This is a genomic window from Pseudomonas sp. URIL14HWK12:I12, from assembly GCF_003097135.1.
In the GTDB taxonomy this organism is placed as follows: domain Bacteria; phylum Pseudomonadota; class Gammaproteobacteria; order Pseudomonadales; family Pseudomonadaceae; genus Aquipseudomonas.
In genome coordinates this window covers 254,892-281,119 of sequence record NZ_QEQL01000004.1, presented here as the reverse complement: position 1 = coordinate 281,119, position 26,228 = coordinate 254,892, and the positions used below count along the sequence as shown (strand labels likewise).

Below are 26,228 nucleotides of genomic sequence, written 5' to 3'. Positions count from 1 at the left end.
AGGCTAAAGGTTTTTGACGCAGGGCCGATACAGGTATCAAGCGATAGGCCCTGCACCCCGAGGAGGTCATATGAATCCGATGCGCGCGCTGCGCCAGTACCAGAAAGTCAACAGTGTCGCCCAGACGTCCGAAGCCAGCCCGCATCGCCTGGTGCAGATGCTGATGGAAGGCGGCCTGGATCGAATCGCTCAGGCCAAGGGCGCCATCGAGCGTCAGGACGTCGGTGCCAAAGGCATCGCCATCGGCAAGGCCATCGACATCGTGGGCGGCTTGCGCGAAGGGCTTGACCTGGAAAACCGCGGCGCCGAACTGGCGCGCCTGGATAGCCTCTATGCTTACATGATGAAGCGCCTGGCCGAAGCCAACGTAAAGACCAGCGTGGCCATGCTTGAAGAGGTGTCGGGCCTACTGCAGACGGTCAAGACCGGCTGGGACGCCATCGCGCCCACTGCAGCGACCAGCGCTGCACAGTGAGGGTTGCACCATGAGTGCCGCGTACAAGAATGAGGTAAGCAGCATGAGCGCCGTTCAAAAGATCGATGCCACCCGCCTGGCCCTGGTGGATGCCCTGGCCGTGCAGGACTGGCAAGCCATCAGTACGCTGGACATCGAATGCCGCTCGCACCTGGAGCTGGTGATGTCGGCCGGCCCGGATCATCAGCCGGAGGTTCGCCAGAGCCTGGAGGCCCTGCTTGGGGTATACCGCCATCTGCTCGATGCCTCTCGCCAGGCGCGCCAGGAAGTGGTCGACGAGATCACTCACATGCGCCAGGGAAGCAGTGCGTCTAAGGTCTATAATCTGTTTCGTTGATCTGACGACCTAGTGGTAAATTTTTTTGCGCCATAAATTTGACTATGGCGTTTTTTTTGACTTTACTAGTGACGAATTTCACATTCTGAGCTGGTGTGGCTATACAATGCACTCCACTTCGGTGCGCCCGTCCGGGCATCTGGTTGACTAGGGAAGTTGCTATTGCATGTGGCGTGAAACCAAGATCCTGCTGATCGATGACGACAGCGTTCGGCGCCGTGACCTTGCGGTCATTCTTAATTTCCTCGGCGAAGACAACCTGCCTTGTGCCAGTGGCGACTGGCAGGCGGTAGTCGAAGGCCTGGCTTCCAGTCGCGAGGTGTTGTGCGTGCTGGTGGGCGAGGTGCATACGGCCGGCCAGCTGCCAGGGCTGCTCAAGACCATCGCCGCGTGGGATGAATTCCTGCCCGTGCTGCTGCTGGGCGAAGGCACTGCGCCAGAGTTGCCTGACGACGTTCGCCGCCGCGTGCTGTCGAGCCTGGAGATGCCGCCGAGTTACTCCAAGCTGCTCGACTCCCTGCACCGTGCCCAGGTGTACCGCGAGATGTATGACCAGGCCCGTGAGCGCGGCCGCCAGCGTGAGCCCAACCTGTTCCGTAGCCTGGTCGGTACAAGCCGCGCCATCCAGCATGTTCGGCAGATGATGCAACAGGTCGCCGACACCGATGCCAGCGTGCTGATCCTTGGCGAATCCGGCACGGGCAAGGAAGTGGTCGCCCGAAACCTGCATTATCATTCCAAGCGCCGCGAGGCGCCGTTCGTGCCAGTCAACTGTGGTGCAATTCCCGCCGAGCTGCTTGAAAGCGAGCTGTTCGGGCATGAAAAGGGCGCATTCACCGGTGCTATCACCAGCCGGGCCGGCCGCTTCGAGCTGGCCAATGGCGGTACTCTGTTTCTCGACGAAATCGGTGACATGCCTTTGCCGATGCAGGTCAAGCTCCTGCGTGTGCTGCAGGAACGCACGTTCGAGCGCGTGGGCAGCAACAAGACCCAGAGCATCGACGTGCGCATCATCGCCGCGACGCACAAGAATCTCGAAAGCATGATCGAGACCGGTGCTTTCCGCGAAGACCTTTACTACCGCCTGAATGTCTTCCCCATCGAAATGGCCCCGCTGCGCGAGCGCGTGGAAGACATCCCCTTGCTGATGAACGAGCTGATCTCGCGCATGGAGCACGAGAAGCGCGGCTCTATCCGCTTCAACTCTGCTGCGATCATGTCGCTGTGCCGCCACGGCTGGCCTGGCAACGTACGCGAGCTGGCCAACCTGGTCGAGCGCATGGCGATCATGCACCCGTACGGGGTTATCGGCGTGGCAGAGTTGCCGAAGAAGTTTCGCTATGTCGATGACGAAGATGAGCAATTGGTCGACAGCCTGCGTTCGGATCTCGAAGAGCGCGTGGCGATCAACGGCCACACTCCGGATTTCGCTTCCAGTGCCATGCTGCCGCCAGAAGGCCTTGACCTGAAAGATTACCTGGGTGGGCTCGAGCAAGGCCTGATCCAGCAGGCGCTCGACGACGCCAATGGCGTAGTGGCTCGCGCTGCGGAGCGCTTGCGTATTCGCCGCACTACCTTGGTCGAGAAGATGCGTAAGTACGGCATGAGCCGCCAGGGCGGCGATGGCGACGAAGCCGTCGACGATTGACACAAGGCCGGCGCTGCCGGCACTTGCTCCAGTGGGAGGCCGGCTTGCCGGGCGAGGCGCAAGGGGGCGCCGCCGGGTAAGCCGGCTTCCCACTTTCAGTTTGTAGCTTGCAGTTTGTAACCTTTCGCTTACGGCAACCGGCACGTCAATTGCAAACCTGCTCTCGTCGAAACCGTTTCCTGACGGTCAGCCACCGAGAGAGCACGATGTCCCAGGTCGCCATTCCCGAATTCGCCGGGCCTGCCGAAGGCCTTGACCACCCGAACCTTGAACAGGCTTTCGCCCTGTTCAGCCAGGTGTCCGCGCAATTGAGCGACTCCTACCAGCTGCTGGAAAGCCGGGTAGGGGAGTTGAAGGATCAGTTGGCAGACGCCGGCCAGCGCAGGCTTGCGGAGCTCGCCGAGAAGGAGCGCCTGGCCAGCCGGTTGCAGACAGTGCTGGATGTGATGCCTGGCGGGGTGATCGTGCTCGATGCGCACGGGGAGGTCGCCGAGGCCAACCCGGCTGCCATCGCTATGTTGGGCGGGCCGCTTAAAGGCGAACGCTGGCGTGAAGTGATCAACCGGTGCTTTGCCCCTCGCCACGACGACGGGCACGAGATTTCGCTGCGTGATGGGCGCCGGCTGTCCATCGCCACGCGCTCGCTCGAAGGTGAGCCCGGCCAATTGGTCGTTCTCAACGACTTGACGGAAACCCGCCGCCTGCAGGACGAATTGGCCCGCCACGAACGGCTTTCGTCGCTCGGACGGATGGTTGCATCACTGGCACATCAGATTCGCACACCGTTATCGGCTGCCATGTTGTACGCCGGCCATCTGCAAGAGCAGTCGTTGCCCGTGGAGACCCAACAACGCTTTGCTGGCCGCTTGAAGGAGCGTTTGCACGAGCTTGAACATCAAGTGCGCGACATGCTGGTTTTCGCACGCGGCGAGCTGCCCATGCACGATCAGGTCACACCCGCAGACCTGTTCATGGCGCTGCGCCGGGCGGCGGCCACCCTCACCGAGGGGGTTGCGATTCGCTGGCAGTGTGATGTGCGCGGCCAGCGTCTGCTGTGCAATCGCGACACGCTGGTGGGCGTGGTGTTGAACCTGATCGAAAACGCGCTGCAGGCCAGCGGGCCGGCTGCCCGCCTCAAAGTGCACCTCTATGCACGCGGGCGCACGCTGCGCTTGGCGATCAGCGATCGGGGCACTGGCATCGATACCCAGACCCTGGCTCGCTTGGGCGAGCCTTTCTTCACGACCAAGCCGACTGGGACTGGCCTGGGGCTGGCGGTGGTTGGTGCGGTGGCGCGTGCCCATGGCGGCGAGTTGCAACTGCGCTCACGCCCAGGGCGCGGCACCTGTGCCTTGTTGATGCTGCCGCTGCAGGCCGAGGAGGTATAGCGTGGTGAAGATCCTGCTGGTCGAAGATGACCGCGCGCTTCGTGAAGCGCTGGCCGACACGCTGACCTTGGCCGGTTACGCCTTCGAGGCGGTGGGCAGTGCCGAGATTGCACTCCAGGCCACTGCCCTTGAGCCCTTCAACCTGGTGATCAGCGATGTGAACATGCCGGGCATGGACGGCCACCAGTTGCTCGCACGGTTGCGTGCCAGCCATCCACAGCTGCCGGTGCTGCTGATGACCGCTCACGGCGCAGTGGAGCGAGCGGTCGATGCCATGCGCCAAGGGGCGGTGGACTATCTGGTCAAACCGTTCGAGCCAGGTGCGCTGCTTGCCCTGGTGGCACGTCATGCCCTGGGGCACTTGCCTGAGCCAGCCAACGATGGGCCCATTGCTCGCGAGCCTGCCAGCCTGCGCTTGCTTGACCTGGCAGCGCGGGTAGCGAGGAGCGAGTCGACCGTGCTGATCTCCGGTGAATCCGGCACCGGGAAGGAAGTGCTTGCGCGCTACATTCATCAGCGGTCGATGCGTGCCCACAAGCCCTTCATCGCCATCAACTGCGCTGCGATTCCGGACAACATGCTGGAGGCTACGCTGTTCGGCCATGAGAAGGGGTCGTTTACCGGCGCCATTGCCTCGCAGCCGGGCAAGTTCGAGCAGGCCAATGGCGGCACGCTGTTGCTCGACGAAATTTCCGAAATGCCGTTGGGGCTGCAAGCCAAGCTGCTGCGGGTGCTGCAGGAGCGTGAGGTCGAGCGGGTTGGCGGGCGCCGGCCTATCAGCCTGGACATCCGCGTGCTTGCCACGACCAACCGCGACCTGGCAGGCGAAGTGGCGGCCGGGCGGTTTCGTGAAGACCTCTATTACCGGCTGTCGGTTTTCCCGTTGGCCTGGGCGCCCCTGCGCGAACGTCGCGCCGATATTCTGCCGTTGGCCGAACGTTTGCTGGCTCGCCATGCAGGCAAGATGCAACACGCCCAGGTCACGCTTTCGCCCTCTGCGCGGCAATGCCTTGAGGCCCATGCCTGGCCCGGCAATGTGCGGGAGTTGGACAACGCCATTCAGCGAGCGCTTATCCTGCAGCAGGGTGGGGTGATCAACGTCGAGGATTTCTGCCTCGCCGGCATACCGCAGCCACCCATCAGCGTTGAAATATTGACGGGCCAGCCGTCGGGCGCGTCGAAACAGCCACTGCCTTTGGCGGTCACCCCTAGTGAGGGCGCCACTGCACTGGATGACGATCTGAGGCGGCGTGAATTCGAAGTGATCATCCAGACCCTGCGCAGTGAGCGTGGGCGGCGCAAGGAGGCAGCGGAACGTTTGGGTATCAGCCCGCGTACATTGCGCTACAAGTTGGCGCAAATGCGCGATGCCGGGCTGGATGTAGACGCTTGGCTCTTCGCAAGTTAGCGGGAAAAACCACCGGCCTGTGGCCGTTGGCATTGCTCTTGCTACTTCACCTATAACGAACTGTTTCAGCGTCAATATTCTGCAAGGCCGGGAGATCGAGCATGACCACGGGTATCGAATTCAATCGTCTGCTAATGGACATGCGCTCCATGCAGATGGAAGCGATGGGGAGCTCCAAGGCCGCCGCCCAGAACGCTGTGGCCCCGGCTGCCGGCAGCAGCTTCGCTGATTTGCTCAGCGGTGCCGTCAACAAGGTAGCCGATACCCAGAAGGCTAGCGAGCAGTTGTCCAATGCGTTCGAAATCGGCAATCAAGGCGTAGACCTGACCGATGTGATGATTGCGTCGCAGAAAGCCAGTGTGTCGTTCCAGGCGCTGACGCAGGTACGCAACAAGCTGGTTCAGGCGTACCAAGACATCATGCAGATGCCGGTTTGAGGGCAGATTAGGTCATGGCTGAAGCAACCGATAACGTTCCGGCGAAGGGCGCCGCCCCAGGCAGGTCACTGCCAGGTATGTCGTTCCTGGAGAACCTGTCGAAAATGCCGGTACTGCGGCAGGTAGGGCTGCTGGTAGGCCTGGCCGCCAGTGTCGCAATCGGTTTCGCGGTGGTGTTGTGGTCCCAGCAACCGGACTACCGCCCGCTGATGACCAGCTTGGCCGGTATGGACGCCAAGCAGGTGACCGATACCCTCAACGCAGCCAATATTCCTTACACGGTCGAACCGAACTCCGGGGCCCTGCTGGTCAAGGCCGAAGACATCGGCCGTGCGCGCCTGCAAATGGCTCAGGCCGGCATTACCCAAGGCGACGGCAACGTCGGCTATGAGATTCTCGACAAAGACCAGGGCCTGGGGACCAGCCAGTTCATGGAGGCCACCCGTTATCGCCGTGGCCTGGAAGGTGAGCTCAGCCGTACCATCGGTGCGGTGAACGGCGTCAAGGCCGCTCGCGTGCACCTGGCCATTCCGAAAAGCTCGGTGTTCGTACGTGACGACCGCAAGCCGACCGCCTCGGTGCTCGTCGAGATGTACGGTGGCCGTACGCTCGACCCAGGCCAGGTCATGGCCATCGTCAACCTTGTGGCTACCAGCGTGCCTGAGATGGACAAGTCGGGTGTGACTGTGGTCGACCAGAAGGGCAACCTGCTGTCTGACCTGGGCGACAACTCCGCGTTGTCGATGGCTGGCAAGCAGTTCGACTACACCCGGCGCATGGAGGGCATGCTGACCCAGCGAGTGCAGAACATTCTGCAACCAGTGATCGGCAATGATCGCTTCAAGGCGCAGGTGTCGGCCGATGTGGATTTCACTTCAGTCGAATCCACCTCTGAGCAATTTAACCCCGACCAACCCGCCCTGCGCAGCGAGCAGTCCACCAGTGAGCAGCGCTCCAGCGGGAGTGCCAACGGTGGGGTGCCCGGCGCGCTGAGCAACCAGCCGCCTACGCCTGCCTCGGCGCCGCAGCGCACCGGTGGGGGCGCGGGCGCCAATACGCCGCAGGCGATTCCGCCTGGCCAGCCGCTGCTCGATGCCAACGGCCAGCAGATCATGGACCCGGCCACCGGCCAACCGATGCTTGCGCCGTTCCCGGCCGACAAGCGCCAGCAGTCGACCAAGAATTTCGAGCTGGACCGCTCCATCAGCCATACCCGCCAGCAACAGGGCCGCCTGACGCGGCTGTCGGTGGCGGTGGTAGTCGACGACCAGGCCAAGCTTGACCCGGCCAATGGCCAGGTTACGCACCAACCCTGGAGCGCCGATGACCTGGCTCGCTTTACTCGCCTGGTACAGGATGCCGTAGGCTACGACGCCAGCCGGGGCGACAGTGTGACCGTGATCAATGCGGCGTTCAGTGCCGACAAGGGCGAGGTGATTTCCGAGCCGTCGTTCTACCAGCAACCCTGGTTCTGGGACGTGATCAAGCAGGTGCTGGGCGTGCTGTTCATCCTGGTGCTGGTGTTTGGTGTGCTGCGCCCTGTGCTCAACAACATCACCGGCGGCGGCAAAGGCAAGCAACTGGCCTTGGCCGAGGGCGGCGCAGGCGGCATGGCAGGCGGCATGATGGGCGGTGCGGCAGGCATGGGTGGCGCAGGGTTCGAAGGTGGCGTGGCAGACGACCGCGTCAGCCTCGGTGGCCCGCAAAGTATCTTGCTGCCCAGCCCAAGCGATGGTTATGACGCGCAGTTGAATGCAATCAAGAGTCTGGTGGCCGAAGACCCGGGCCGTGTGGCCCAGGTCGTGAAAGAGTGGATCAACGCCGATGAGTAACAATCAAGCGCTCGCCGCACCCAAGCTGACCAAGGTCGACAAGGCTGCCATTCTTCTGCTCTCACTCGGCGAAACCGATGCTGCGCAAGTGTTGCGCCACATGGGGCCGAAAGAAGTGCAACGGGTGGGCGTTGCCATGGCGCAGATGCGCAATGTGCACCGCGAACAGGTCGAGCAGGTGATGAACGAGTTCGTCGTCAGCGTGGGCGACCAGACCAGCCTGGGCGTCGGCTCCGACGGCTATATCCGCAAGATGCTGACGTCAGCCTTGGGTGAAGACAAGGCCAATGGCCTGATCGACCGCATCTTGCTCGGTGGCAACACCAGCGGCCTGGACAGCCTGAAATGGATGGAGCCACGCGCCGTGGCAGACGTCATTCGGTACGAGCACCCGCAGATCCAGGCCATCGTGGTGGCCTACCTGGACCCTGACCAGGCCGGTGAAGTGCTTGGCCATTTCGATCACAAGGCGCGGTTGGATATCATCTTGCGCGTGTCGTCGCTCAATACCGTGCAGCCTGCTGCGCTCAAGGAACTCAATACCATCCTCGAGAAGCAGTTCGCGGGTAACTCGACCACCGCGCGCACGAGCCTGGGCGGTATCAAGCGGGCAGCCGACATCATGAACTTCCTCGACAGCTCCGTCGAAGGCCAGCTCATGGATTCGATTCGCGAGATCGATCAGGACCTTTCCGGCCAGATCGAAGACCTCATGTTCGTTTTCAACAACCTCAAGGACGTCGACGACCGCGGTATCCAGGCGTTGCTGCGCGAAGTGTCTTCCGATGTACTGGTGGTGGCACTCAAGGGTGCCGACGACGGTGTGCGCGAGAAGATTTTCAAGAACATGTCCAAACGGGCGTCGGAGCTGCTGCGCGACGACCTGGAAGCCAAAGGGCCAGTGCGCGTCAGCGAAGTGGAAACCGCGCAGAAGGAAATCCTCACCATCGCCCGTCGCATGGCCGAGGCCGGCGAAATCGTGCTCGGCGGCAAAGGCGGCGAAGAGATGATCTAACCGGGGCTATGCTTGTCCTATAGTTTTAAGCCGCTGCGTGGCTACTGCCCGCGGCGCCTGCCCAGGTGAGATGGAATAACCGATGAGCCAAGCGAGCAACGACCCGCCCAGTGATCTGATACGCGGCAGCGCAGCCCGCGCCGTGGATCTGTGGCGCTTGCCCAGCTTCGACCCTGAACGGCCCGAGCCGGAACCGGAGCCGCTTCAGGAACCTGAAATCGAAGAGGTGCCCCTCGACGAGGTGCAGCCGCTGACGCTGGAAGACGTTGAGGCGATTCGCCAGGAGGCCTACAACGAAGGCTTCGCCCAGGGTGAGCGCGATGGGTTCCACAGCGCGTTGGTCAAGGGCAAGGCCGAAGCCGATGCCGCCCTTGCCGCGCGGCTTGTGACGCTTGAGCAGGTGCTGGAGCAGTTGATGGCGCCCATTGCCGAGCAGGATACCCAGATTGAGCGTTCGCTGATCGAGCTGGTGGGGCATATCGCCCGGGAAGTGGTGCAGCGCGAGCTCAAGATGGAATCCGCACAGATCGAACGGGTGCTGCATGAAGCACTCAAGCTGTTGCCGATGGGGGCGAACAATATCCGGATCTTCGTAAACCCTGTCGATTTCCAGCAGATCAAAGCGTTGCGGGAGCGCCACGAAGAGCAGTGGCGCATCCTGGAAGACCCTGCGTTGTTGCCGGGAGGATGCCGTGTCGAAACCGAGCACAGCCGTATCGACGCCACGATGGAAACCCGAATCAGACAGGCCTTGGCGCAGCTGTTCGATCAGCTGCACGAACAGGGCCTGAACCCGGCTACCCCGGATTTGCAGATCGCTTTGGAAGCCAGCGATGGTGCTTGAGCGCACCAGCTTCGCAAAGCGCCTGAGCACCTACGCTCCGGCCATCGACCTGCCGCGCCAGCCGGTAGTGGAAGGGCGCTTGCTGCGCATGGTCGGGCTTACCCTTGAGGCCGAGGGTTTGCGCGCTGCCATGGGCACCCGCTGCCTGGTCATCAACGATGACAGCTACGACCCCTCGCAGGTCGAGGCCGAAGTCATGGGGTTTTCCGGCAGCAAGGTGTTCCTGATGCCAGTCGGTAGCCTTGCCGGCATCGCCCCGGGCGCCAGGGTGGTGCCATTGGCTGACACGGGCCGTCTTCCCATGGGCATGAGTATGCTGGGGCGTATTCTTGATGGCGCCGGCCGGGCACTGGACGGCAAGGGCGGCATGAAGGCCGAAGACTGGGTTCCCCTCGACGGCCCCACGATCAACCCTCTGAACCGCGACCCTATCAGTAAACCTCTGGACGTCGGCATCCGTTGCATCAACGGCTTGCTGACGGTCGGGCGTGGTCAGCGCCTGGGCCTGTTCGCCGGTACCGGCGTGGGCAAGAGCGTGCTGCTGGGCATGATGACCCGTTTTACCGAGGCGGAGATCATCGTGGTCGGCCTGATCGGCGAGCGGGGCCGTGAGGTGAAGGAATTCATTGAGCATATCCTCGGCGCAGAAGGGTTGAAGCGATCGGTGGTGGTGGCGTCGCCGGCCGATGACGCCCCCCTGATGCGACTACGTGCTGCCATGTATTGCACACGCATCGCCGAATATTTCCGCGACAAGGGCAAGAACGTTCTGTTGCTGATGGACTCACTCACCCGTTATGCCCAGGCCCAACGTGAGATCGCCCTGGCCATTGGCGAACCGCCCGCCACCAAAGGCTACCCGCCGTCGGTATTCGCCAAGTTGCCCAAGCTGGTCGAGCGTGCTGGCAATGGCGAAGCAGGCGGCGGTTCGATCACTGCGTTCTACACCGTGCTCTCCGAAGGCGATGACCAGCAGGACCCGATCGCCGATTCCGCCCGTGGCGTGCTGGACGGGCACTTGGTGCTCTCACGCCGGTTGGCCGAAGAAGGGCATTACCCAGCCATCGATATCGAAGCGTCCATCAGCCGGGTCATGCCGGCGGTAGTGACGCCGCAGCACTTGAGCCAGGCCCAGCAGTTCAAGCAGCTGTGGTCGCGCTACCAGCAAAGCCGCGATCTGATCAGCGTGGGCGCCTACGTGCCAGGGGGCGATCGTGAAACCGACCTTGCCATCGCATTGCACCCCAAGCTGGTGCACTTCCTGCGCCAAGGGCTGACCGAAACCGACAACATGCAGGAAAGTGCCGAGCGGTTGTCGATGATCTTCAAACCCGCCGTGGCACCGAGTTAAACGATCATGGCCGTTAGCCGAGCCGCCCGCCTGGCGCCAGTGGTGGAAATGGCCGAGAAGGTCGAGCGCACCGCTGCGCAGCGCCTGGGTCATTTTCAGGGCCAGGTACGCCTGGCTCAGGTCAAGCTCCAGGAGCTGGAGCAGTTTCGCGCGACCTATCAGGAACAATGGATACACAACGGCACCCAAGGGGTGTCGGGCATGTGGCTGATGAACTATCAGCGCTTTCTCAGCCAGCTCGAAACGGCGGTGGGCCAGCAGCACCGTAGCCTGGCCTGGCACCAGAACAACCTCGACAACGCTCGTAAGACCTGGCAGGACGCGTATGCGCGAGTAGAGGGGCTGCGCAAACTGGTGCAACGCTACCTTGCAGAAGCGCGTGCGGCCGAAGATAAGCGTGAACAACGCCTGCTCGATGAACTTTCCCAGCGGCTGCCGCGGTCTCATAGTTACTGAGGATGAAAAACACCGATCTATCGACTATGGTCGGTTTTCCCAGTGCCAAACATTTCTGGCAGCTGCCACCTAGAAAAAGGATGCCACCATGGCTGTAACATCCGATCTGTCCCAGGACGGGAGCGTAGTGACCATTACCGTCAGCGGTCGCTTCGATTTCGGCGCACATCACGAGTTTCGTACTGCTTACGAACGATTTGGCAAAGAGGCCGGGGTCTACGAAGTGGACCTTGGCGACGCGACCTACCTCGACAGCTCTGCTCTCGGCATGCTGCTGTTGCTGCGAGACTACGCCGGTGGCGAGGCTGCCCGCGTTCGGCTCAAGCGCCCCAACACTGATGTTCGCAAAATTCTCGCCATCTCGAACTTCGACAAACTGTTCGACATTCAGGGTAATTGATGAGGGTCGGTGACGCGCCGGCCCTCACCATCCTGATTGCCGATGACAACATGACCGACCGCATGTTGCTGTCGGGCATCGTCCGCCGCCAGGGGCACCATGTGCTCCAGGCAGGCAATGGTGAGGAAGCCGTCAGGATATTCGAACAGGTACGGCCGCAGCTGGTGTTGCTCGATGCAATGATGCCGGTCATGGATGGGTTCGAGGCGGCGCGGCAGATCAAGGCGAGGGCAGGCGATGAACTGGTCCCCATCATCTTCCTGACCTCGCTCACTGAGGAACAGGCACTGGTGCAGTGTGTGGAGGCAGGTGGCGATGATTTTCTCGCCAAGCCCTACAACCAGGTGGTGCTCGGCGCCAAGATCAAGGCGATGGAGCGCATGCGCAGGCTGCAGGCCACTGTGCTGGAGCAGCGCGACCTGTTGGCTCACCACCACAACCATCTGCTGAACGAGCAGCGGGTGGCCAAGGCGGTTTTCGATCAGGTAGCGCACTCTGGCTGCCTGAACACCGAGAATATCCGCTACCTGCAATCGCCCTATGCGTTGTTCAACGGCGACTTGTTGCTGGCGGCCTACACCCCCCGTGGGGACATGCACGTGATGTTGGGTGATTTCACCGGCCACGGCCTGCCCGCGGCCGTGGGGGCCATGCCGCTCGCGGAAGCCTTTTATGGCATGGCAGCCAAAGGCTATGGGCTGGCTGAGACCTTGCGAGAGATGAACGCCAAGCTCAAGCGCATCCTGCCCGTAGACATGTTCTGCTGCGCTACCTTACTCAATATCAGCCCGCGGCGGCAGGTGCTCGAGGTGTGGAGCGGCGGCATGCCTGATGGTTACCTGCAGCCTGCCGACGGGCCACGTACCCCTGTTGTGTCGCGTCACCTGCCCTTGGGCATCCTCGAAAGCAAAAGTTTCGACAGCGCGTTCGAGACCATGCCCTTCAGGCCAGGGGATCGCGTGTTTCTGATGTCCGATGGCGTGATCGATACGGCGAACGAACACGACGAGCTGTTTGGCCTGGACCGTCTGCATCGCGTGTTCGATCACAACAAAGACCCCGAGCGCCTGTTCGAAGACATCCGCGAGGCCCTTGCCGAATTCAGAGGCGAGTCTCGGGATGATGTGAGCATGGTGCAGATTCGTGGCTGGGCACCCGGTGAGGCGAGCGAGGCAGTGCTGGCGCCGGTGGACAGCGGGCAATTGACACCCCGGGACTGGTCGGTCGGTTTTGAATTTCGCGCCCAGACGCTGCGCCGTTACAACCCCCTGCCGTTCCTCCTGCAGTTGCTGCTGGAGGTGCAGGGCTTGCGTGACCAGAGCGGCGCGCTTTATACGGTGCTTACCGAGCTATACTCCAACGCTCTGGAGCACGGCGTTCTGGGCTTGGCGTCGAGCCTGAAAGCCGACGCAAAAGGGTTCGCCGAGTACTACGCTCAACGTCAGGCGCGCCTGGAGGCGCTCGAAGAAGGTTATGTGCGGGTAGACCTGGATATACACCCGCTAGCAGGTGGCGGTGGCGAATTGGCGATCAGCGTGCGCGACAGCGGCCCCGGCTTCGACGTCAAGGCCCCCTTGGGCAAGCAGAGCTATTCAGGGCGTGGCATGAAATTGATCAGGGAGCTAGCGCACCAGGCGCAATGGTCCGACGACGGGCGCTGCGCCCGCGTGGAATTCATCTGGAGGACTGAGGCATAATTGCGCGCGATCAAGGAGGACACTGTGGTTATTGAACACCTCGACTATTCAGTGCTGAGTGCGCTGAGGGAAGTGATGGAAGATGAATACCCCCTGTTGCTCGAGACCTTCCTGAGCGACTCCGCCGTGCGTGTCGACCACTTGCACCAGGTGCGTGACGCCAAGGTGCTGGGCCAAGCTGCGCACAGCTTCAAGGGCAGCAGCAGCAATATGGGCGCGGTGTACCTGGCAGAGCTGTGCCGTGAGCTCGAAGAGCGCGCCACACGGGGCCCATTTCAGGGCATCGAAGACCTGGTCAACCGCATAGGCATCGAATTCGGCACGGTACGCAAGCTCTTCGAAGACGAACGGCAGCGCTGCGTACCCTGAGCCTGGCCCGTTAATTGCTAAACCCTTTGCACTGTGCCATCTATTCAGCGCTATGGGGTGTTCTACATGGCTGTCGCTTCCAATCCACTGCTGCAAGCCAATTCCGGCGTCGGTGCCGCCAAGGGCGCTAATGCCCTTGCGGGCAGTTCGCCTTCCAAGCCGGCCAGTTTCACCAACGACGCAGGCCAGAGCTTCTCTCAGGTTTATGCTAGCCAGCAGCCGGCGGCAGCCTTCAATCGGCCGGATACGGCGTCGAAGGCGAGTGGTCATGCATTTGACGCCGCCGACAATAAACCGTCAGCGCCCGACCATGCCCCCGGTGCAAAGGATCAGGTTGCCGCCGGCGGCAAGGATTTGCCGGCCAAGGCCAATGACCGGCCTAGCGGCAACGACAAGGCCTCTTCCTCCGCCAAGGCCGATACCAAGCCCAGCCCCAAAGACAAGGCTGATGTTGCCGATGACAGCGTCTCGGCCGATGACCAAGACGATGATCTTGCAGTCGACGACGGCACCTTGAAGGATCCGCTGGCGCAGATGCCCCCTACAGCGCCTACGCCAGAGCCCACCGTGGCAGCGTCGCAACCTCAGCCTGAGGCCGTGGTGCCGCCGCCTGTGGTTCAGCCACAACCTGCCGTTCAGGCAGCGGCAGCCAGCACCGATGGCGATGAGAGCGGGCCACCGGGTGATGCGCTGGCCGACCTGCCGATGGTGCGCATGGCACTGGAACACAATGCCAAGGCCAACGGTACGACCTCCGCGCATGCCCTGGACGATGACCACGCCGCAAGCCAAGGCGGTGAAAAGGCCGAGGCTCAGCCATTCAGTGAAGTGCTCGATACGCTGGCTCAAGGCAAGTCGGCCGGCCAGGGTGACGCGAGCCAGCTCGGGAACGCGCCGGATGACGAGCACCAGCCCGGCGCGGGCCCCGAGCGCAGTACTCGGCTCGAAGATTTCGCAACTCGCCTGCAAGGCCTGTCCGGCCCGGCGGTGACCGATACGGCCAAGGCCCAGGCTAGCGCCGCGGCCCAACCGCTGCAGATGCAGCAGAGCGGCTGGACCGAAGGGCTGGTGAACCGGGTGATGTACCTGTCGAGCCAGAACCTGAAATCTGCCGATATCAAGCTTAACCCGCTCGAACTCGGCCGCCTGGACATACGTGTGGACGTGACCGCCGACCAGCAGACCCAAGTGACATTCAGCAGTGCGCACATCGCCGTGCGCGAAGCGCTTGAGAGCCAGCAGGGGCGCCTGCGCGACATGCTGGCGCAGCAGGGTTTGAACAACGTCGATGTGAATGTCGCCGACCAATCCCGCCAGCAACAGCAACAGCAGCAACAGCAGCAGGCCCAGGCCAGCCAGCGGGGCCAGGGCAGCGGTGAGCGCGGTGGCAATGGCGGGCGCGGTACTGGCGCCGACGAGGGTCTGGATGCCATCGAGGCGCCTGCAGCGCAGGCCGTGGTGGGCAGTAGCCTGGTCGACTATTACGCCTGAACCCTGCGCTTGGGCTAAGCTTGGGCGCATGAAAACCGTTAATTTCTGGTTGGGCCTGGCCATGCTGAGCTGGGCAACCGGCGCCCAGGCAACATTCCGATGCGGCACTTCGGTGGTCAGCAGCGACGCACGCATGGGTGAGGTGCTGAGCAAGTGCGGGCCGCCGGCCTATAAGTATGTTGAAGAGCCAGCGCCTATCTACGGCGCGGTGCGCATCAGTATCTGGGTGTACGGCCCTAATGGCGGTGCCTGGCAGTACTTGCGATTCATCGAAGACAAGCTGGTCGAGCAGCGTACTGAGCGCAAGCCGCCATTCTAGAAGGCCTGCCTCAGCCTATGCAGTGCCGCTGAAGCAGCAGGGAAGCGGGGTAGCATGTCGCTGGCCATCGGCCTATGCTTGGCGCCTTCGATCCTTCAGCGCTTGAAACCTGCCAATGACCCCAGCCAGCACCGTTCTGGTCATCGACGACGAAGCCCAGATCCGTAAGTTCCTGCGCATCAGCCTGGCCGCGCAAGGCTATCGCGTGCTGGAGGCATCCACGGCCCAGGCTGGCCTGGCGGAGGCTGCCCTCGGCCAGCCAGACCTGATCGTGCTTGACCTCGGCCTGCCCGACCTCGACGGCCAGCAAGTGGTGTGCGAACTGCGCGAATGGACCCAGGTGCCGGTAATGGTGCTGTCTGTACGGGCCAGCGAAGACCAGAAGGTGCGCGCCCTGGACGCCGGCGCCAATGACTACATGACCAAGCCGTTTGGCATCCAGGAGTTTCTGGCGCGTGTGCGAGGTCTGTTGCGCCAGAGCCGCAATCACCCCCCCGAGCAGGCCTTGCTGGTAGAGGTAGGTGCGCTGTACCTGGACTTGGCCGCGCGCCGGGTGACCTTGGCCGGTGAGCCGCTGGCGCTGACGCGCAAGGAATACGCAGTGCTTGCCCAATTGGCCCGCCACCCTGGCCGGGTGATCACCCAGCGCCAGTTGTTGATGGACATCTGGGGCCCTACCCACGCCGAAGACAGCCATTACCTGCGTATCGTTGTCGGCCACTTGCGCCAGAAGCTGGGCGATGATCCGGCCGCACCGCGCTACATCATGACAGAGATTGGCGTCGGCTATCGGCTTGGCGCGCTTTGAGCTTAAAGCCGGCGGCGGTTGTGGCTATAATCGGCGCCCCTGCAATTTCCACCCGCGAGCGTGCTCCGCCCATGTACAACCTGGCCCGCCAGCTGCTGTTCAAACTTTCTCCGGAAACCTCCCACGATCTGTCCCTTGACCTGATCGGCGCCGGTGGCCGGCTGGGTATCAATGGCCTGCTGGCCAAGCCGCCGGCCTTGCACCCGGTGACGGTCATGGGGTTGCAATTTCCCAACCCTGTCGGGCTGGCGGCAGGGCTCGACAAGAATGGCGCGGCCATCGACGGGTTTGCTCAATTGGGTTTTGGCTTCGTTGAAATCGGCACCGTCACTCCGCGCCCGCAGCCGGGCAACCCCAAGCCGCGCCTGTTCAGGCTGCCGCAGGCGCAGGCGATCATTAACCGTATGGGGTTCAACAACCTGGGCGTCGACCATTTGATTGAGCGGGTGCGGGCAGCACGGTTCAAGGGCGTGCTGGGCATCAATATCGGCAAGAACTTCGACACCCCGGTCGAGGCCGCGGTGAGCGACTATCTGATCGGCCTGAACAAGGTCTACGCCCATGCCAGCTACATCACCGTGAACGTCAGCTCGCCAAACACGCCCGGCCTGCGCAGCCTGCAATTCGGTGACTCACTCAAGCAACTGCTGGACGCGCTAGCCGAGCGCCGCGAGGTGCTGGCCACTGAGCATCGCAAACGGGTGCCATTGGCGATCAAGATCGCGCCGGACATGACCGACGAGGAAACTGCCCAGGTTGCGCAGGCGCTGTTGGCCTCGGGTATGGATGCGGTGATTGCCACCAACACCACACTCGGCCGTGAGGGCGTCGAGGGGCTGGCGCATGCCGAAGAGGCCGGGGGTCTCTCCGGCGGCCCGGTGCGCGAGAAGTGCACTCACACCGTACGTGTGCTCGCAACCGAGCTGGGTGGGCGCATGCCGATCATCGCCGCCGGTGGCATCACCGAAGGCGCGCACGCGGCAGAGAAGATCGCCGCAGGCGCGAGCCTGGTGCAGGTCTATTCGGGTTTCATTTACCGGGGGCCGTCGTTGATTCGCGAGGCGGTCGACGCAATCGCTGCGATGCGCTGAAGCGTTGTGAAGGGGCCTCGACGGAGGCCCCTGGGGTCACGTGGCAGGCGTTCCAGCCTTGCCACTCACCCGCCGCCCGGATCAGGCGGGCTGGTCATAACGGTGTTGCACTAGAGAGGTGTCGGCGGCTCAGCCGACCGCGTGAAGTTGGTTAAGGCGATGGATGCCTGCGGTGCCGGTCATGCCGTCCCATTGATCGCTGCGGCCCTCACGCCAGCCGTTGATCCAGGCTTGGCGAACGGTAGGTAAGGTAAAAGGGCATAGCTCGCGGGACTTACCGCTCACACCATATTGGTAGCCTTTGCTGAATGCTCGTTCCAACGGATCACGCTTGAGTCTTCTCATAGGGGTAGGCCCTCGTTGTTGACGTCGCATCGGCCTCCGGGAGGCCGGGCAGAATCGTTCTGCCGGTGATGTTGTGCCCGCTGCCGGCGTCGCGGGCGTCTAAGGCGGTGCATATGAACCGCCTGAGGTGATTTCTAATTCAAATAAGGCGGCGAGGGGAATGATCGTTTTGTCATAACCACGTCATGTTTAGCATCAAGCACGATAAGTAACCGAATAATTTCGGGGTTGCTATTTGTGAAAAGCTCTCAATCAGGGCGCTCTGTGGAAGTTGCAAGCATTAGGCTATTACTTTTGATGGGTTGATGCCTGCGTAGGAATTTAGACGAAGGGTCTGGGTTTTTTTGTAACCTGTGCCCTTGAACTGCCTGCCATCGGCAGGTGGCCTGATGCCATGTGGCATCGCCGTGGCGCTGCGGGACCAGCGCCAGTAACCCGGCTCACCGTGCGCGGTGGCCTTGATGAGGTAGATGATCGATGTCTGAGATGCATGAGTTGTTCCTGACGTGCCCCAAGGGCCTTGAGGGCCTGCTGGCCGATGAAGCCGCCAACCTGGGGCTTGAGGATGTTCGCCAGGCCACCGCGGCTATTCGCGGGCAGGGCTCGCTGGAAACAGCCTATCGTTTGTGCCTCTGGTCGCGCCTGGCCAACCGCGTGTTGCTGGTGCTCTCTCGCTTCCAGATGGCCAACGCCGAAGATCTGTACCACGGCGTGCACAGCCTTGACTGGCAGGAACACCTGGCACCCACCGGTAGCCTGGCGGTGGAGTTCAGCGGCCATGGTTCCGGCATCGACAACACCCATTTCGGCGCCTTGAAGGTAAAGGACGCTATCGTCGACCGCCTGCGTAACGCTGCGGGCGAGCGCCCCTCGGTCGACAAGCTCAACCCTGATGTGCGTATCCACCTGCGCCTGGACAAAGGCCAGGCGATCCTCTCGCTGGACCTCTCCGGGCACAGCTTGCATCAGCGCGGCTACCGCCTTCAGCAGGGCGCTGCACCGCTCAAGGAAAACCTCGCCGCCGCTATCCTGATTCGCGCGGGGTGGCCCCGTATCGCTGCCGAAGGCGGGGCATTGGCCGACCCGATGTGTGGCGTGGGCACCTTCTTGGTCGAGGCGGCGATGATGGCCGCCGACATCGCACCCAACCTCAAGCGTGAACGCTGGGGTTTCAGCGCCTGGCAGGGGCACGTGCCGGCCGTGTGGCGCAAGCTGCACGAGCAGGCTCAGGCGCGCGCCGAAGCGGGCCTGGCACGGCCGCCGCTGTGGATTCGCGGTTACGAAGCCGACCCGCGGCTTATCCAGCCAGGGCGCAACAACGTCGAGCGTGCCGGCCTGAGCGACTGGATCAAGATCTACCAAGGTGAAGTGGCCACTTTCGAACCGCGCCCTGACCAGCACCAGAAAGGCCTTGTGGTGTGCAACCCGCCCTATGGCGAGCGCCTCGGCGATGAAGCCAGCCTGCTCTACCTCTACCAGAACCTCGGCGAGCGGCTGCGCCAGGCTTGCCTGAACTGGCAGGCGGCGGTGTTCACCGCCGCCCCCGACCTGGGTAAGCGCATGGGCCTGCGCAGCCACAAGCAGTACGCCTTCTGGAACGGCGCGCTGCCGTGCAAGCTGTTGTTGATCGACGTAGTGCCTGCGCAGTTCGTTACCGAGCGGGGCGAGCGCCCGCAAGGCGAGGAGGGCGTTGCACCTTCCCCGGCCAATGCCCCGGCGCGGCTGTCGGAGGGCGGGCAGATGTTCGCCAATCGCCTGCAAAAGAACCTGCGCCAACTGGGCAAGTGGGCCCGCCGGGAGCAGGTGGAATGCTACCGGGTGTATGACGCCGACATGCCCGAGTACGCCGTGGCTGTCGACCTTTACCGCGACTGGGTGCACGTGCAGGAATACGCCGCGCCCAAGTCGATCGCCCCGGAAAAGGCCCAGGCGCGTTTGCTCGACGCGCTGGCAGCGATCCCACCGGCGCTGGGTGTCGACCCGCGCCAGGTGGTGGTCAAACGCCGCGAGCGCCAGGCTGGCAGCCGCCAGTACGAACGCCAGGGTAGCGAAGGGCGCTTCATGGAAGTCAGTGAAGGCGGCGCGCGGCTGCTGGTGAACCTGACCGATTACCTGGACACCGGGCTGTTTCTTGACCACCGGCCAATGCGCCTGCGGCTGCAGCAGGAGGCTGCCGGCAAGCGCTTTCTCAACCTGTTCTGCTATACCGGTACCGCAACGGTGCATGCCGCCAAGGGCGGTGCACGTAGCAGCACCAGCGTCGACCTGTCGCGTACCTATCTTGACTGGGCGCGGCGTAACCTGTCTTTGAACGGGTTTTCCGATAAGCACCGCCTGGAGCAGGGCGACGTCATGGAGTGGCTCGAAGGCCATCGCGAGGCGTACGAGTTGATCTTCATCGACCCGCCGACTTTCTCCAACTCCAAGCGCATGGAAGGGGTGTTCGACGTGCAGCGCGACCACGTACGCCTGATCGACCTGGCCATGGCCCGCCTGGCCGAAGGCGGCGTGCTGTATTTCTCCAACAACTTCCGCAAGTTCGTGCTCGACGAAACCCTGCAGCAGCGCTATCGGGTAGAGGAGATCACCGCGAGCACCCGGGCACCGGACTTTGCCCGTAACGACAAGATCCACCGTGCGTGGCGCATCACCACGGCTTGAGCCGATGCCCCGGGGCGCCGGGGCTATTCATTTGGGTGGCGAATCGCTATAACCGTGTGACGCGTTTGTGAGAAAAGCCGATGCCGCCGTCCGCTCGCCCCAGAATCCTCGGTTTCATCAGCGAAGGCGCATCAGCCTGGCTGGTCGCATGCGTGGGGCTGTTGGGCGGCGGGTTGGTCAGTGTGATGATTGCGTCGGGGCTGGACCACCTGGCGCAGGAGCAACTCCACCAGCGCTTCGAATTGTTGGCTCAGGAGCGCTTCAGCCGGCTGCAGGAACGTTTTTTCGACCAGCAACAGCGCTTGGCCAGCCTTCAGCGGTTTTTCGCCTTTTCCGAACAGGTGAGCCGCAGCGAGTTCAACGGCTACGCGGGGCCGTTGTTGCAATTGACACAAACCTACGCGTGGCTGCCGCGCATCACTGATGCCGAGCGTGACGCCTTCGAGCGCCGCGCCAGGGTCGAGGGCTTGCCGGGCTTTTCCATTCTCGACTGGAACGGCGCAAAGCCGGCCCCGGCTGGACGGCGCGCCGACTACTACCCGGTCTTCTATCTTCGTAGTGCGAGCCGGATGCAAATGCCCTTGGGCTTGGACCCCCGCAGCGAGCCGGTGCGCGCGGCTGCCTTCAACCAGGCGGTGGCGACTGCGGCAGCAGCGGCCAGCGCGCCGTTGAAGCTGATGGGCATCGAACCTGAACGGGCCCAAGGTTTGCTGCTGGTGGCCCCGGTCTACCAGGCTGGCACCCCGGCTGGCGCAGGGCCGCCCATGGGGTTCGTAACCGCTGCGGTGAGCATCGGTCAATTGATGACCGAAGGTTTGCCCAAGCCTGGGGAGGACAACCTGCGATTGACTGTGCGAGATGTGACCCTTCCGGCTGAGCCGCTGTTGCTATACAGCACCGGTGCGAGCGCACCTGGCATGCCGCTGATGCAAACCCGGACGTTGCAGATGGGTGGGCGCGTGTATCAACTGGCGATTGTGCCCAGCGAAGTATTCGCCCTTGCCAACCGCACTTCCACCGCACAGGTCGCGCTGCTGTTCGGTGGCTTGCTCAGTGTGTTGGTGGCTGGCTTGCTCTTCAGCCTGGTGAGCCAAGGCCAGCGGGCCCTGGCACTGGTTGCACGGCGTACCGCGCAGCTGTCCGAGAGCGAAACGCGCCTGCGCCGAATCCATGGGCAATTACAGAACGTGCTGGACGCCGCGACCGAAGTTGCGATCATCGCAACCGACCTGAAAGGCTGCATCACAACCTTCAACGCCGGGGCCGAGCGCATGCTGGATTACCGCGCCGAGCAGGTGGTGGGCAAACTCAGCCTGGCCGACCTGCATGTCCATCATGAGCTGCGCGAACGGGTACGTGACTGCGTAGATGAGCGAGGGCTGCCCTGCTCGCCGGCGCGGGCAATGCTTGAAGCCAGCCTGCGCGATGAGGCCCCGCAAGCACAGCACTGGACGTTGGTCCGGCGCAACGGCGCTCAGGTCGCCGTCAGCATGCTGGTGACCGCCGTGCACGATGAGCATCAACAGGCCATCGGCCACTTGGCAGTGTGCCAGGACGTGACTGAAAGCCAGCGCACCTTGCAGGCCCTGGCGGCGCGCGATCGCCTGCTGGAAAAACTCAGCGCTGAAGTGCCGGGCGGAATCTTCCAGTTCCGCCTGGGCGCCGATGGCAGCAACTGCTTCACTTACCTGAGCCGCGGCATGCAGGACATCTACGAAGTGGCACCTGAGCGGCTCTATGCCGATGGGGCTCCGGCCTTCGAACGCATGCACCCGGCCGATGTGGATATGGTGCGCGAGTCGATCCGGGTATCTGCCCGAGAGCTCAGCCGCTGGCGCCAAGAGTACCGCGTATGCCTGCCGCGCCAGGGCCTGCGTTGGGTGCGTGGCGAGGCAACCCCTGAAGCCATGCCGGACGGCGCGATCATCTGGCATGGCTCGCTGTTCGACATCACTGACCTCAAGCGGGTGGAAGAAGAGCTGCGTGCGCTGTCGATCACCGATGCACTCACTGGCATCAATAACCGTCGCTACTTTCAGGAGCGCCTGCAGGCCGAGCTCGAACGCGCCCGCCGCGACGGTACACCGTTGTCAGTGATCATGCTGGATGTCGATCACTTCAAGTCGGTCAACGACCGTTTCGGCCACGCCCTGGGTGACACGGTTTTGCAAGCCCTGTGCCGCCGGGTCGCGGCGCGGTTGCGGCGCAATGACATTTTCTGCCGCCTGGGCGGCGAGGAGTTCATCATCCTTTGCCCAAGCACCGACGGCGCCCAGGCGCAGGCCCTGGCTGAAGACCTGCGCCAGGCGCTGGAGCGAGCGCCGGTGGACGGCGTTGGTGTGGTGACCGGCAGTTTCGGTGTGGCCAGCTGGCAGGCCGGGGAGGGTGGAGATGCCTTGCTGCAGCGCGCCGACGCCGCTGTGTATGCGGCCAAGCAGAAGGGGCGCAATCGGGTCGAGCCTCATGCTTGAGCCACTGGCCAAGTTTGGGTAGCGTGGGTGGCTTGCCCATTCCAGGACGGCCGCCTTTCATGTCATCTGTTTCAGGTTTCGTCCGCGTTCGCGGTGCTCGTGAACACAATCTCAAGAACGTCGATGTCGACATCCCGCGCGATGCACTGGTGGTCTTCAGCGGTGTCTCGGGCTCTGGCAAATCCTCCTTGGCCTTCGGCACGTTGTATGCCGAGGCGCAGCGGCGCTATTTCGAGTCAGTGGCGCCGTATGCCCGGCGGTTGATCGACCAGGTCGGCGTTCCGGACGTCGACAGCATCGACGGGCTGCCACCTGCGGTTGCGCTTCAGCAGCAGCGCGGGACCCCCAGCACCCGCTCGAGCCTTGCCAGTGTCACCGGCCTGGGCAGCCTGGTGCGCATGCTCTACTCGCGGGCGGGGCACTTTCCCGACGGTGCGGCGATGCTTTATGCCGAGGATTTTTCGCCCAATACCCCCCAAGGGGCCTGCCCCACCTGCCACGGGATGGGGCGGGTGTATGAAGTCACCGAGCGTTCGATGGTGCCGGACGACTCATTGACTATTCGTGAGCGGGCCGTCGCGGCTTGGCCCACCGCCTGGCAGGGGCAGAACTACCGCGACATCCTGGTCACGCTCGGCTACGACGTCGACCGGCCATGGCGCGAGCTGCCTCAGGCGCAACGGGACTGGATTCTGTTCACCGACGAAACGCCCACCGTGCCGGTGTACGCCGGCATGAGCCCCGAGCAGACCCAGCGCGCCCTCAAGCAGAAGCTGGAGCCTAGCTACATGGGCACGTTCTGCGGCGCACGCCGCTATGTGCTCCATACCTTCAGCCACTCGCAAAGCGCGCAGATGAAAAAACGTGTGAGCCAGTTCATGGTCGGTAGCCTCTGCCCGGCCTGCCATGGCAAGCGGCTCAAGGCCGAGGCACTGGCCGTGCGATTTGCCGGGCTGGACATCGGCGAGCTGCAGCGCCTGCCGCTCACGCGCCTGGCGGTGCTGCTCGAAACAGTCGCCGGCGGGCAACCTGGCGAGGGCCTAAGCGCCGAGAAAGCCCTCGCCGCGCAGCACATGGCTGCTGGGCTGCTGACACGCATCGCCACGCTCACCGACCTGGGCCTTGGCTACCTCACCCTTGAGCGCGGCACTACCACGCTATCATCGGGCGAGCTGCAACGGCTGCGCCTGGCCACCCAACTGACCTCGCAACTGTTTGGTGTGGTGTATGTGCTCGATGAGCCCTCTGCCGGCTTGCACCCGGCCGATGGCGATGCCTTGCTTGAAGCCCTGGAGGGGCTCAAGCGCGCGGGTAATTCGCTGTTCGTGGTCGAGCATGACCTGCGCACCCTGCGCCGTGCGGACTGGATCGTCGACGTCGGCCCCGATGCGGGTGAGCAAGGCGGCCAGGTGCTCTACAGCGGGCCGCTGGCCGGGCTGGCCGAGGTGACCAGTTCGCACACTGCACGCTACCTCTTCGACCAGGTGCCGGTCGAGGCGCGGGTGGCCAGGCCGACCCACGGCTGGCTGAGGCTTGCCGGAGTCACCCGCAACAACCTGCGCGAGCTGGAGGCTGCTTTCCCGCTGGGGTGCCTCACGGCGGTGACCGGGGTGTCGGGGTCGGGCAAATCCAGCCTGGTAAGCCAGGCTTTGCTGGAATTGGTAGAGCAAGGCCTGGGCAAGGCGCCGCAAGTGCCGGAAGCCGAAGCGGAGCTTGAAGACCTCTCCCTGGAGCGCACCCAGGGCACGGTGGTGGAGGGGCTGGAGCACCTGCGCCGGTTGGTGTGGGTGGATCAGAAGCCGATCGGGCGCACCCCGCGCTCGAACCTGGCCACCTACACGGGCCTGTTCGATGCGGTGCGCAAACTCTTCGCTGGCACCGAAGCGGCCAAGGCGCGCGGCTTCGATGCCGGGCAATTTTCCTTCAACGTTGCCAAGGGGCGCTGCCCACGCTGCGAAGGTGAGGGGTTCGTCAGCGTCGAGCTGCTGTTCATGCCGTCGGTGTACGCGCCCTGCCCAGTCTGCGAAGGCGCACGCTACGCGCCGCCGACCCTTGAAGTGACCTGGCAGGGCCTTACCGTCGCCCAGGTGCTGGCCCTGACCGTGGAGCAGGCCTGCACGGTGTTCGCCGAGCAGCCAGCGGTGGCGCGGCCGCTGGCGGTGCTGCGCGACATCGGCCTTGGCTACCTGCGCCTCGGCCAGCCAGCCACGGAGCTGTCCGGTGGTGAGGCGCAGCGTATCAAGCTGGCCACCGAACTGCAGCGGGCGCAGCGGGGCGGCACGCTCTATGTGCTCGATGAGCCCACTACCGGCCTTCACGCCAGCGACGTTGACCGGTTGATGGCGCAGCTGCACCGGCTGGTGGATGAGGGCAGTACGGTGGTGCTGGTGGAGCACAACATGCGCGTGGTCGCCCAGGCCGACTGGCTGCTGGACATCGGCCCAGGCGCGGGCGAGGAGGGCGGGCAGATCGTCTATGCCGGCAGGCCGGCCGATATCGGTACGTGCGCCAACAGCCGCACGGCCGTCTACCTGTAGGCCCGTACTGGGCGGCCGGGGCCGCCCATTCGGTTCAGCTGGCGGCTTTGGCGACGCCTTCCAGAGCCGCGCGCAGTTGCTGGGCGTCAGCGAATTTCTTCACTTCAGCCACCTTGCCGCCGCGTACGGCCAGCCATTGCACGGTGTCGCGGTCACCGTCCAGAGGGCCGGCGACGCGCGCTTGCTGGTCAAGCAGGATGCGGTATTTGGCCGAGCGCATTGACGGGATGGCGAAGACTTTAGCCACCGCCGGCATGCGCTCGATGTCGGCCACGTACACGGCGTGGCGGGCTTCCAGGTAGCCGCTAGGCTGATCCTTGAGCGCAGCATCCATCAACTTCGCAGCGCTCATGCTGCGAGCGACCAATATCAGTTGGGTGTCTGGCCCCAAGGTGAAGGGCGCGTCGAACTGATCGAGCAGGGTGAATGCAGGCACCGGGTCGCCGGGCTGGGCGGCCTGGGCGTACAACGGCAAACACAACAGGCAGGCGGCAAGCGCATGTCGAAGCGTCATCGGGCAATGTCTCACTGGGGCCTGCCGGGCGGTCACCCGGCGATCGAGGAAGGCTTGAATGGCCGGCAGGCCTGGGCGGAAGAGGGTGGGGTTATTCGGCTTTTTCCGGGGCGGGGGTGCCGGCCTGAATGCGCTTGTAGATTTCTTCGCGGTGTACTTGAACGTCTTTGGGTGCGTCGATGCCGATGCGCACCTGCATGCCCTTCACGCCGAGAATAGTGATCTTGATATCGTCGTTGACAACAATGCTTTCGCCGACTTTGCGCGTGAGAATCAGCATGTAAGGCTCCTTGATCCTTGCTGGGGTACCGCTCTGGGTGACGTAATGTCGTTG

Annotated in this window: 24 protein-coding genes; 21 read left to right on the top strand and 3 right to left on the bottom strand. The window is 63.3% G+C overall.

What is annotated here, in order from left to right:
• The first annotated feature begins 70 nt into the window (after positions 1 to 70).
• From fliS to F474_RS13875, 18 genes are all read left to right on the top strand, one after another.
• Complete coding sequence (gene fliS / locus F474_RS13960) at positions 71 to 475, top strand: flagellar export chaperone FliS (protein WP_097085013.1); 405 nt, start codon at positions 71 to 73, stop codon at positions 473 to 475.
• A gap of 43 nt (positions 476 to 518) precedes the next feature.
• Entirely contained in the window at positions 519 to 812 is a 294-nt protein-coding gene (gene fliT, locus F474_RS13955; RefSeq protein ID WP_097085014.1) for a flagellar protein FliT, read from the top strand.
• A 166-nt stretch (positions 813 to 978) separates the two neighbouring features.
• Positions 979 to 2,460, top strand: coding sequence for a sigma-54 dependent transcriptional regulator (locus F474_RS13950; protein ID WP_097085015.1), 1,482 nt, complete (start codon positions 979 to 981; stop codon positions 2,458 to 2,460).
• 206 nt (positions 2,461 to 2,666) lie between these two features.
• Positions 2,667 to 3,848, top strand: coding sequence for a PAS domain-containing sensor histidine kinase (locus tag F474_RS13945; protein ID WP_097085016.1), 1,182 nt, complete (start codon positions 2,667 to 2,669; stop codon positions 3,846 to 3,848).
• A 1-nt stretch (position 3,849) separates the two neighbouring features.
• Positions 3,850 to 5,256, top strand: coding sequence for a sigma-54 dependent transcriptional regulator (locus F474_RS13940; RefSeq protein ID WP_097085017.1), 1,407 nt, complete (start codon positions 3,850 to 3,852; stop codon positions 5,254 to 5,256).
• A 101-nt stretch (positions 5,257 to 5,357) separates the two neighbouring features.
• Positions 5,358 to 5,693, top strand: a complete 336-nt coding sequence (gene fliE / locus F474_RS13935; protein WP_097085018.1) for a flagellar hook-basal body complex protein FliE — start codon at positions 5,358 to 5,360, stop codon at positions 5,691 to 5,693.
• 14 nt (positions 5,694 to 5,707) lie between these two features.
• Complete coding sequence (gene fliF / locus F474_RS13930; RefSeq protein WP_097085019.1) at positions 5,708 to 7,525, top strand: flagellar basal-body MS-ring/collar protein FliF; 1,818 nt, start codon at positions 5,708 to 5,710, stop codon at positions 7,523 to 7,525.
• A complete protein-coding gene (fliG, locus tag F474_RS13925) occupies positions 7,518 to 8,540 on the top strand; it encodes a flagellar motor switch protein FliG (protein WP_097085020.1) in 1,023 nt (340 codons plus the stop codon). Before fliF ends, fliG begins: the two co-directional genes overlap by 8 nt.
• A gap of 82 nt (positions 8,541 to 8,622) precedes the next feature.
• Positions 8,623 to 9,384 (top strand): flagellar assembly protein FliH, encoded by a 762-nt coding sequence (gene fliH, locus F474_RS13920; RefSeq protein WP_097085021.1) that lies wholly within the window; start codon positions 8,623 to 8,625, stop codon positions 9,382 to 9,384.
• Positions 9,374 to 10,735, top strand: a complete 1,362-nt coding sequence (fliI, locus tag F474_RS13915; protein WP_097085022.1) for a flagellar protein export ATPase FliI — start codon at positions 9,374 to 9,376, stop codon at positions 10,733 to 10,735. The genes fliH and fliI overlap by 11 nt, the downstream gene beginning before the upstream one ends.
• A gap of 6 nt (positions 10,736 to 10,741) precedes the next feature.
• Positions 10,742 to 11,191 (top strand): flagellar export protein FliJ, encoded by a 450-nt coding sequence (gene fliJ, locus F474_RS13910; RefSeq protein WP_097085023.1) that lies wholly within the window; start codon positions 10,742 to 10,744, stop codon positions 11,189 to 11,191.
• 88 nt (positions 11,192 to 11,279) lie between these two features.
• On the top strand, positions 11,280 to 11,591 hold the full coding sequence (locus F474_RS13905; RefSeq protein ID WP_097085024.1) for an STAS domain-containing protein: 312 nt from the start codon (positions 11,280 to 11,282) through the stop codon (positions 11,589 to 11,591).
• Positions 11,591 to 13,288 carry a fused response regulator/phosphatase gene (locus F474_RS13900; RefSeq protein WP_097085025.1) on the top strand — a complete coding sequence of 566 codons (1,698 nt, stop codon included), beginning with the start codon at positions 11,591 to 11,593 and terminating at the stop codon, positions 13,286 to 13,288. Before F474_RS13905 ends, F474_RS13900 begins: the two co-directional genes overlap by 1 nt.
• 75 nt (positions 13,289 to 13,363) lie before the next feature.
• Entirely contained in the window at positions 13,364 to 13,657 is a 294-nt protein-coding gene (locus F474_RS13895; protein WP_176510725.1) for an Hpt domain-containing protein, read from the top strand.
• Between the two features lie 66 nt (positions 13,658 to 13,723).
• The gene (locus tag F474_RS13890; RefSeq protein WP_097085026.1) at positions 13,724 to 15,148 is read left to right on the top strand and encodes a flagellar hook-length control protein FliK; all 1,425 of its coding nucleotides are present in this window, start codon (positions 13,724 to 13,726) and stop codon (positions 15,146 to 15,148) included.
• A gap of 28 nt (positions 15,149 to 15,176) precedes the next feature.
• Entirely contained in the window at positions 15,177 to 15,467 is a 291-nt protein-coding gene (locus F474_RS13885; protein ID WP_097085027.1) for a DUF2845 domain-containing protein, read from the top strand.
• 115 nt (positions 15,468 to 15,582) lie between these two features.
• Positions 15,583 to 16,275 (top strand): response regulator, encoded by a 693-nt coding sequence (locus F474_RS13880; RefSeq protein WP_097085028.1) that lies wholly within the window; start codon positions 15,583 to 15,585, stop codon positions 16,273 to 16,275.
• A 71-nt stretch (positions 16,276 to 16,346) separates the two neighbouring features.
• Positions 16,347 to 17,366 (top strand): quinone-dependent dihydroorotate dehydrogenase, encoded by a 1,020-nt coding sequence (locus F474_RS13875; protein ID WP_097085029.1) that lies wholly within the window; start codon positions 16,347 to 16,349, stop codon positions 17,364 to 17,366.
• Between the two features lie 129 nt (positions 17,367 to 17,495).
• Here F474_RS13875 and rmf read toward each other — a convergent pair whose 3' ends face one another.
• The gene (gene rmf, locus F474_RS13870; protein ID WP_097085030.1) at positions 17,496 to 17,711 is read right to left on the bottom strand and encodes a ribosome modulation factor; all 216 of its coding nucleotides are present in this window, start codon (positions 17,709 to 17,711) and stop codon (positions 17,496 to 17,498) included.
• 477 nt (positions 17,712 to 18,188) lie between these two features.
• On the opposite strand from rmf, the gene rlmKL reads away from it, so the two are divergent.
• From rlmKL to F474_RS13855, 3 genes are all read left to right on the top strand, one after another.
• Positions 18,189 to 20,372 carry a bifunctional 23S rRNA (guanine(2069)-N(7))-methyltransferase RlmK/23S rRNA (guanine(2445)-N(2))-methyltransferase RlmL gene (gene rlmKL / locus F474_RS13865; protein ID WP_097085031.1) on the top strand — a complete coding sequence of 728 codons (2,184 nt, stop codon included), beginning with the start codon at positions 18,189 to 18,191 and terminating at the stop codon, positions 20,370 to 20,372.
• An 80-nt stretch (positions 20,373 to 20,452) separates the two neighbouring features.
• Complete coding sequence (locus F474_RS13860; RefSeq protein WP_097085032.1) at positions 20,453 to 22,843, top strand: diguanylate cyclase; 2,391 nt, start codon at positions 20,453 to 20,455, stop codon at positions 22,841 to 22,843.
• A gap of 59 nt (positions 22,844 to 22,902) precedes the next feature.
• A complete protein-coding gene (locus F474_RS13855) occupies positions 22,903 to 25,380 on the top strand; it encodes an excinuclease ABC subunit UvrA (RefSeq protein WP_097085033.1) in 2,478 nt (825 codons plus the stop codon).
• A gap of 34 nt (positions 25,381 to 25,414) precedes the next feature.
• Here F474_RS13855 and F474_RS13850 read toward each other — a convergent pair whose 3' ends face one another.
• Positions 25,415 to 25,894, bottom strand: coding sequence for a hypothetical protein (locus tag F474_RS13850; RefSeq protein WP_097085034.1), 480 nt, complete (start codon positions 25,892 to 25,894; stop codon positions 25,415 to 25,417).
• Between the two features lie 91 nt (positions 25,895 to 25,985).
• On the bottom strand, positions 25,986 to 26,174 hold the full coding sequence (csrA, locus tag F474_RS13845) for a carbon storage regulator CsrA (RefSeq protein ID WP_097085035.1): 189 nt from the start codon (positions 26,172 to 26,174) through the stop codon (positions 25,986 to 25,988).
• Between the last annotated feature and the right edge of the window lie 54 nt (positions 26,175 to 26,228).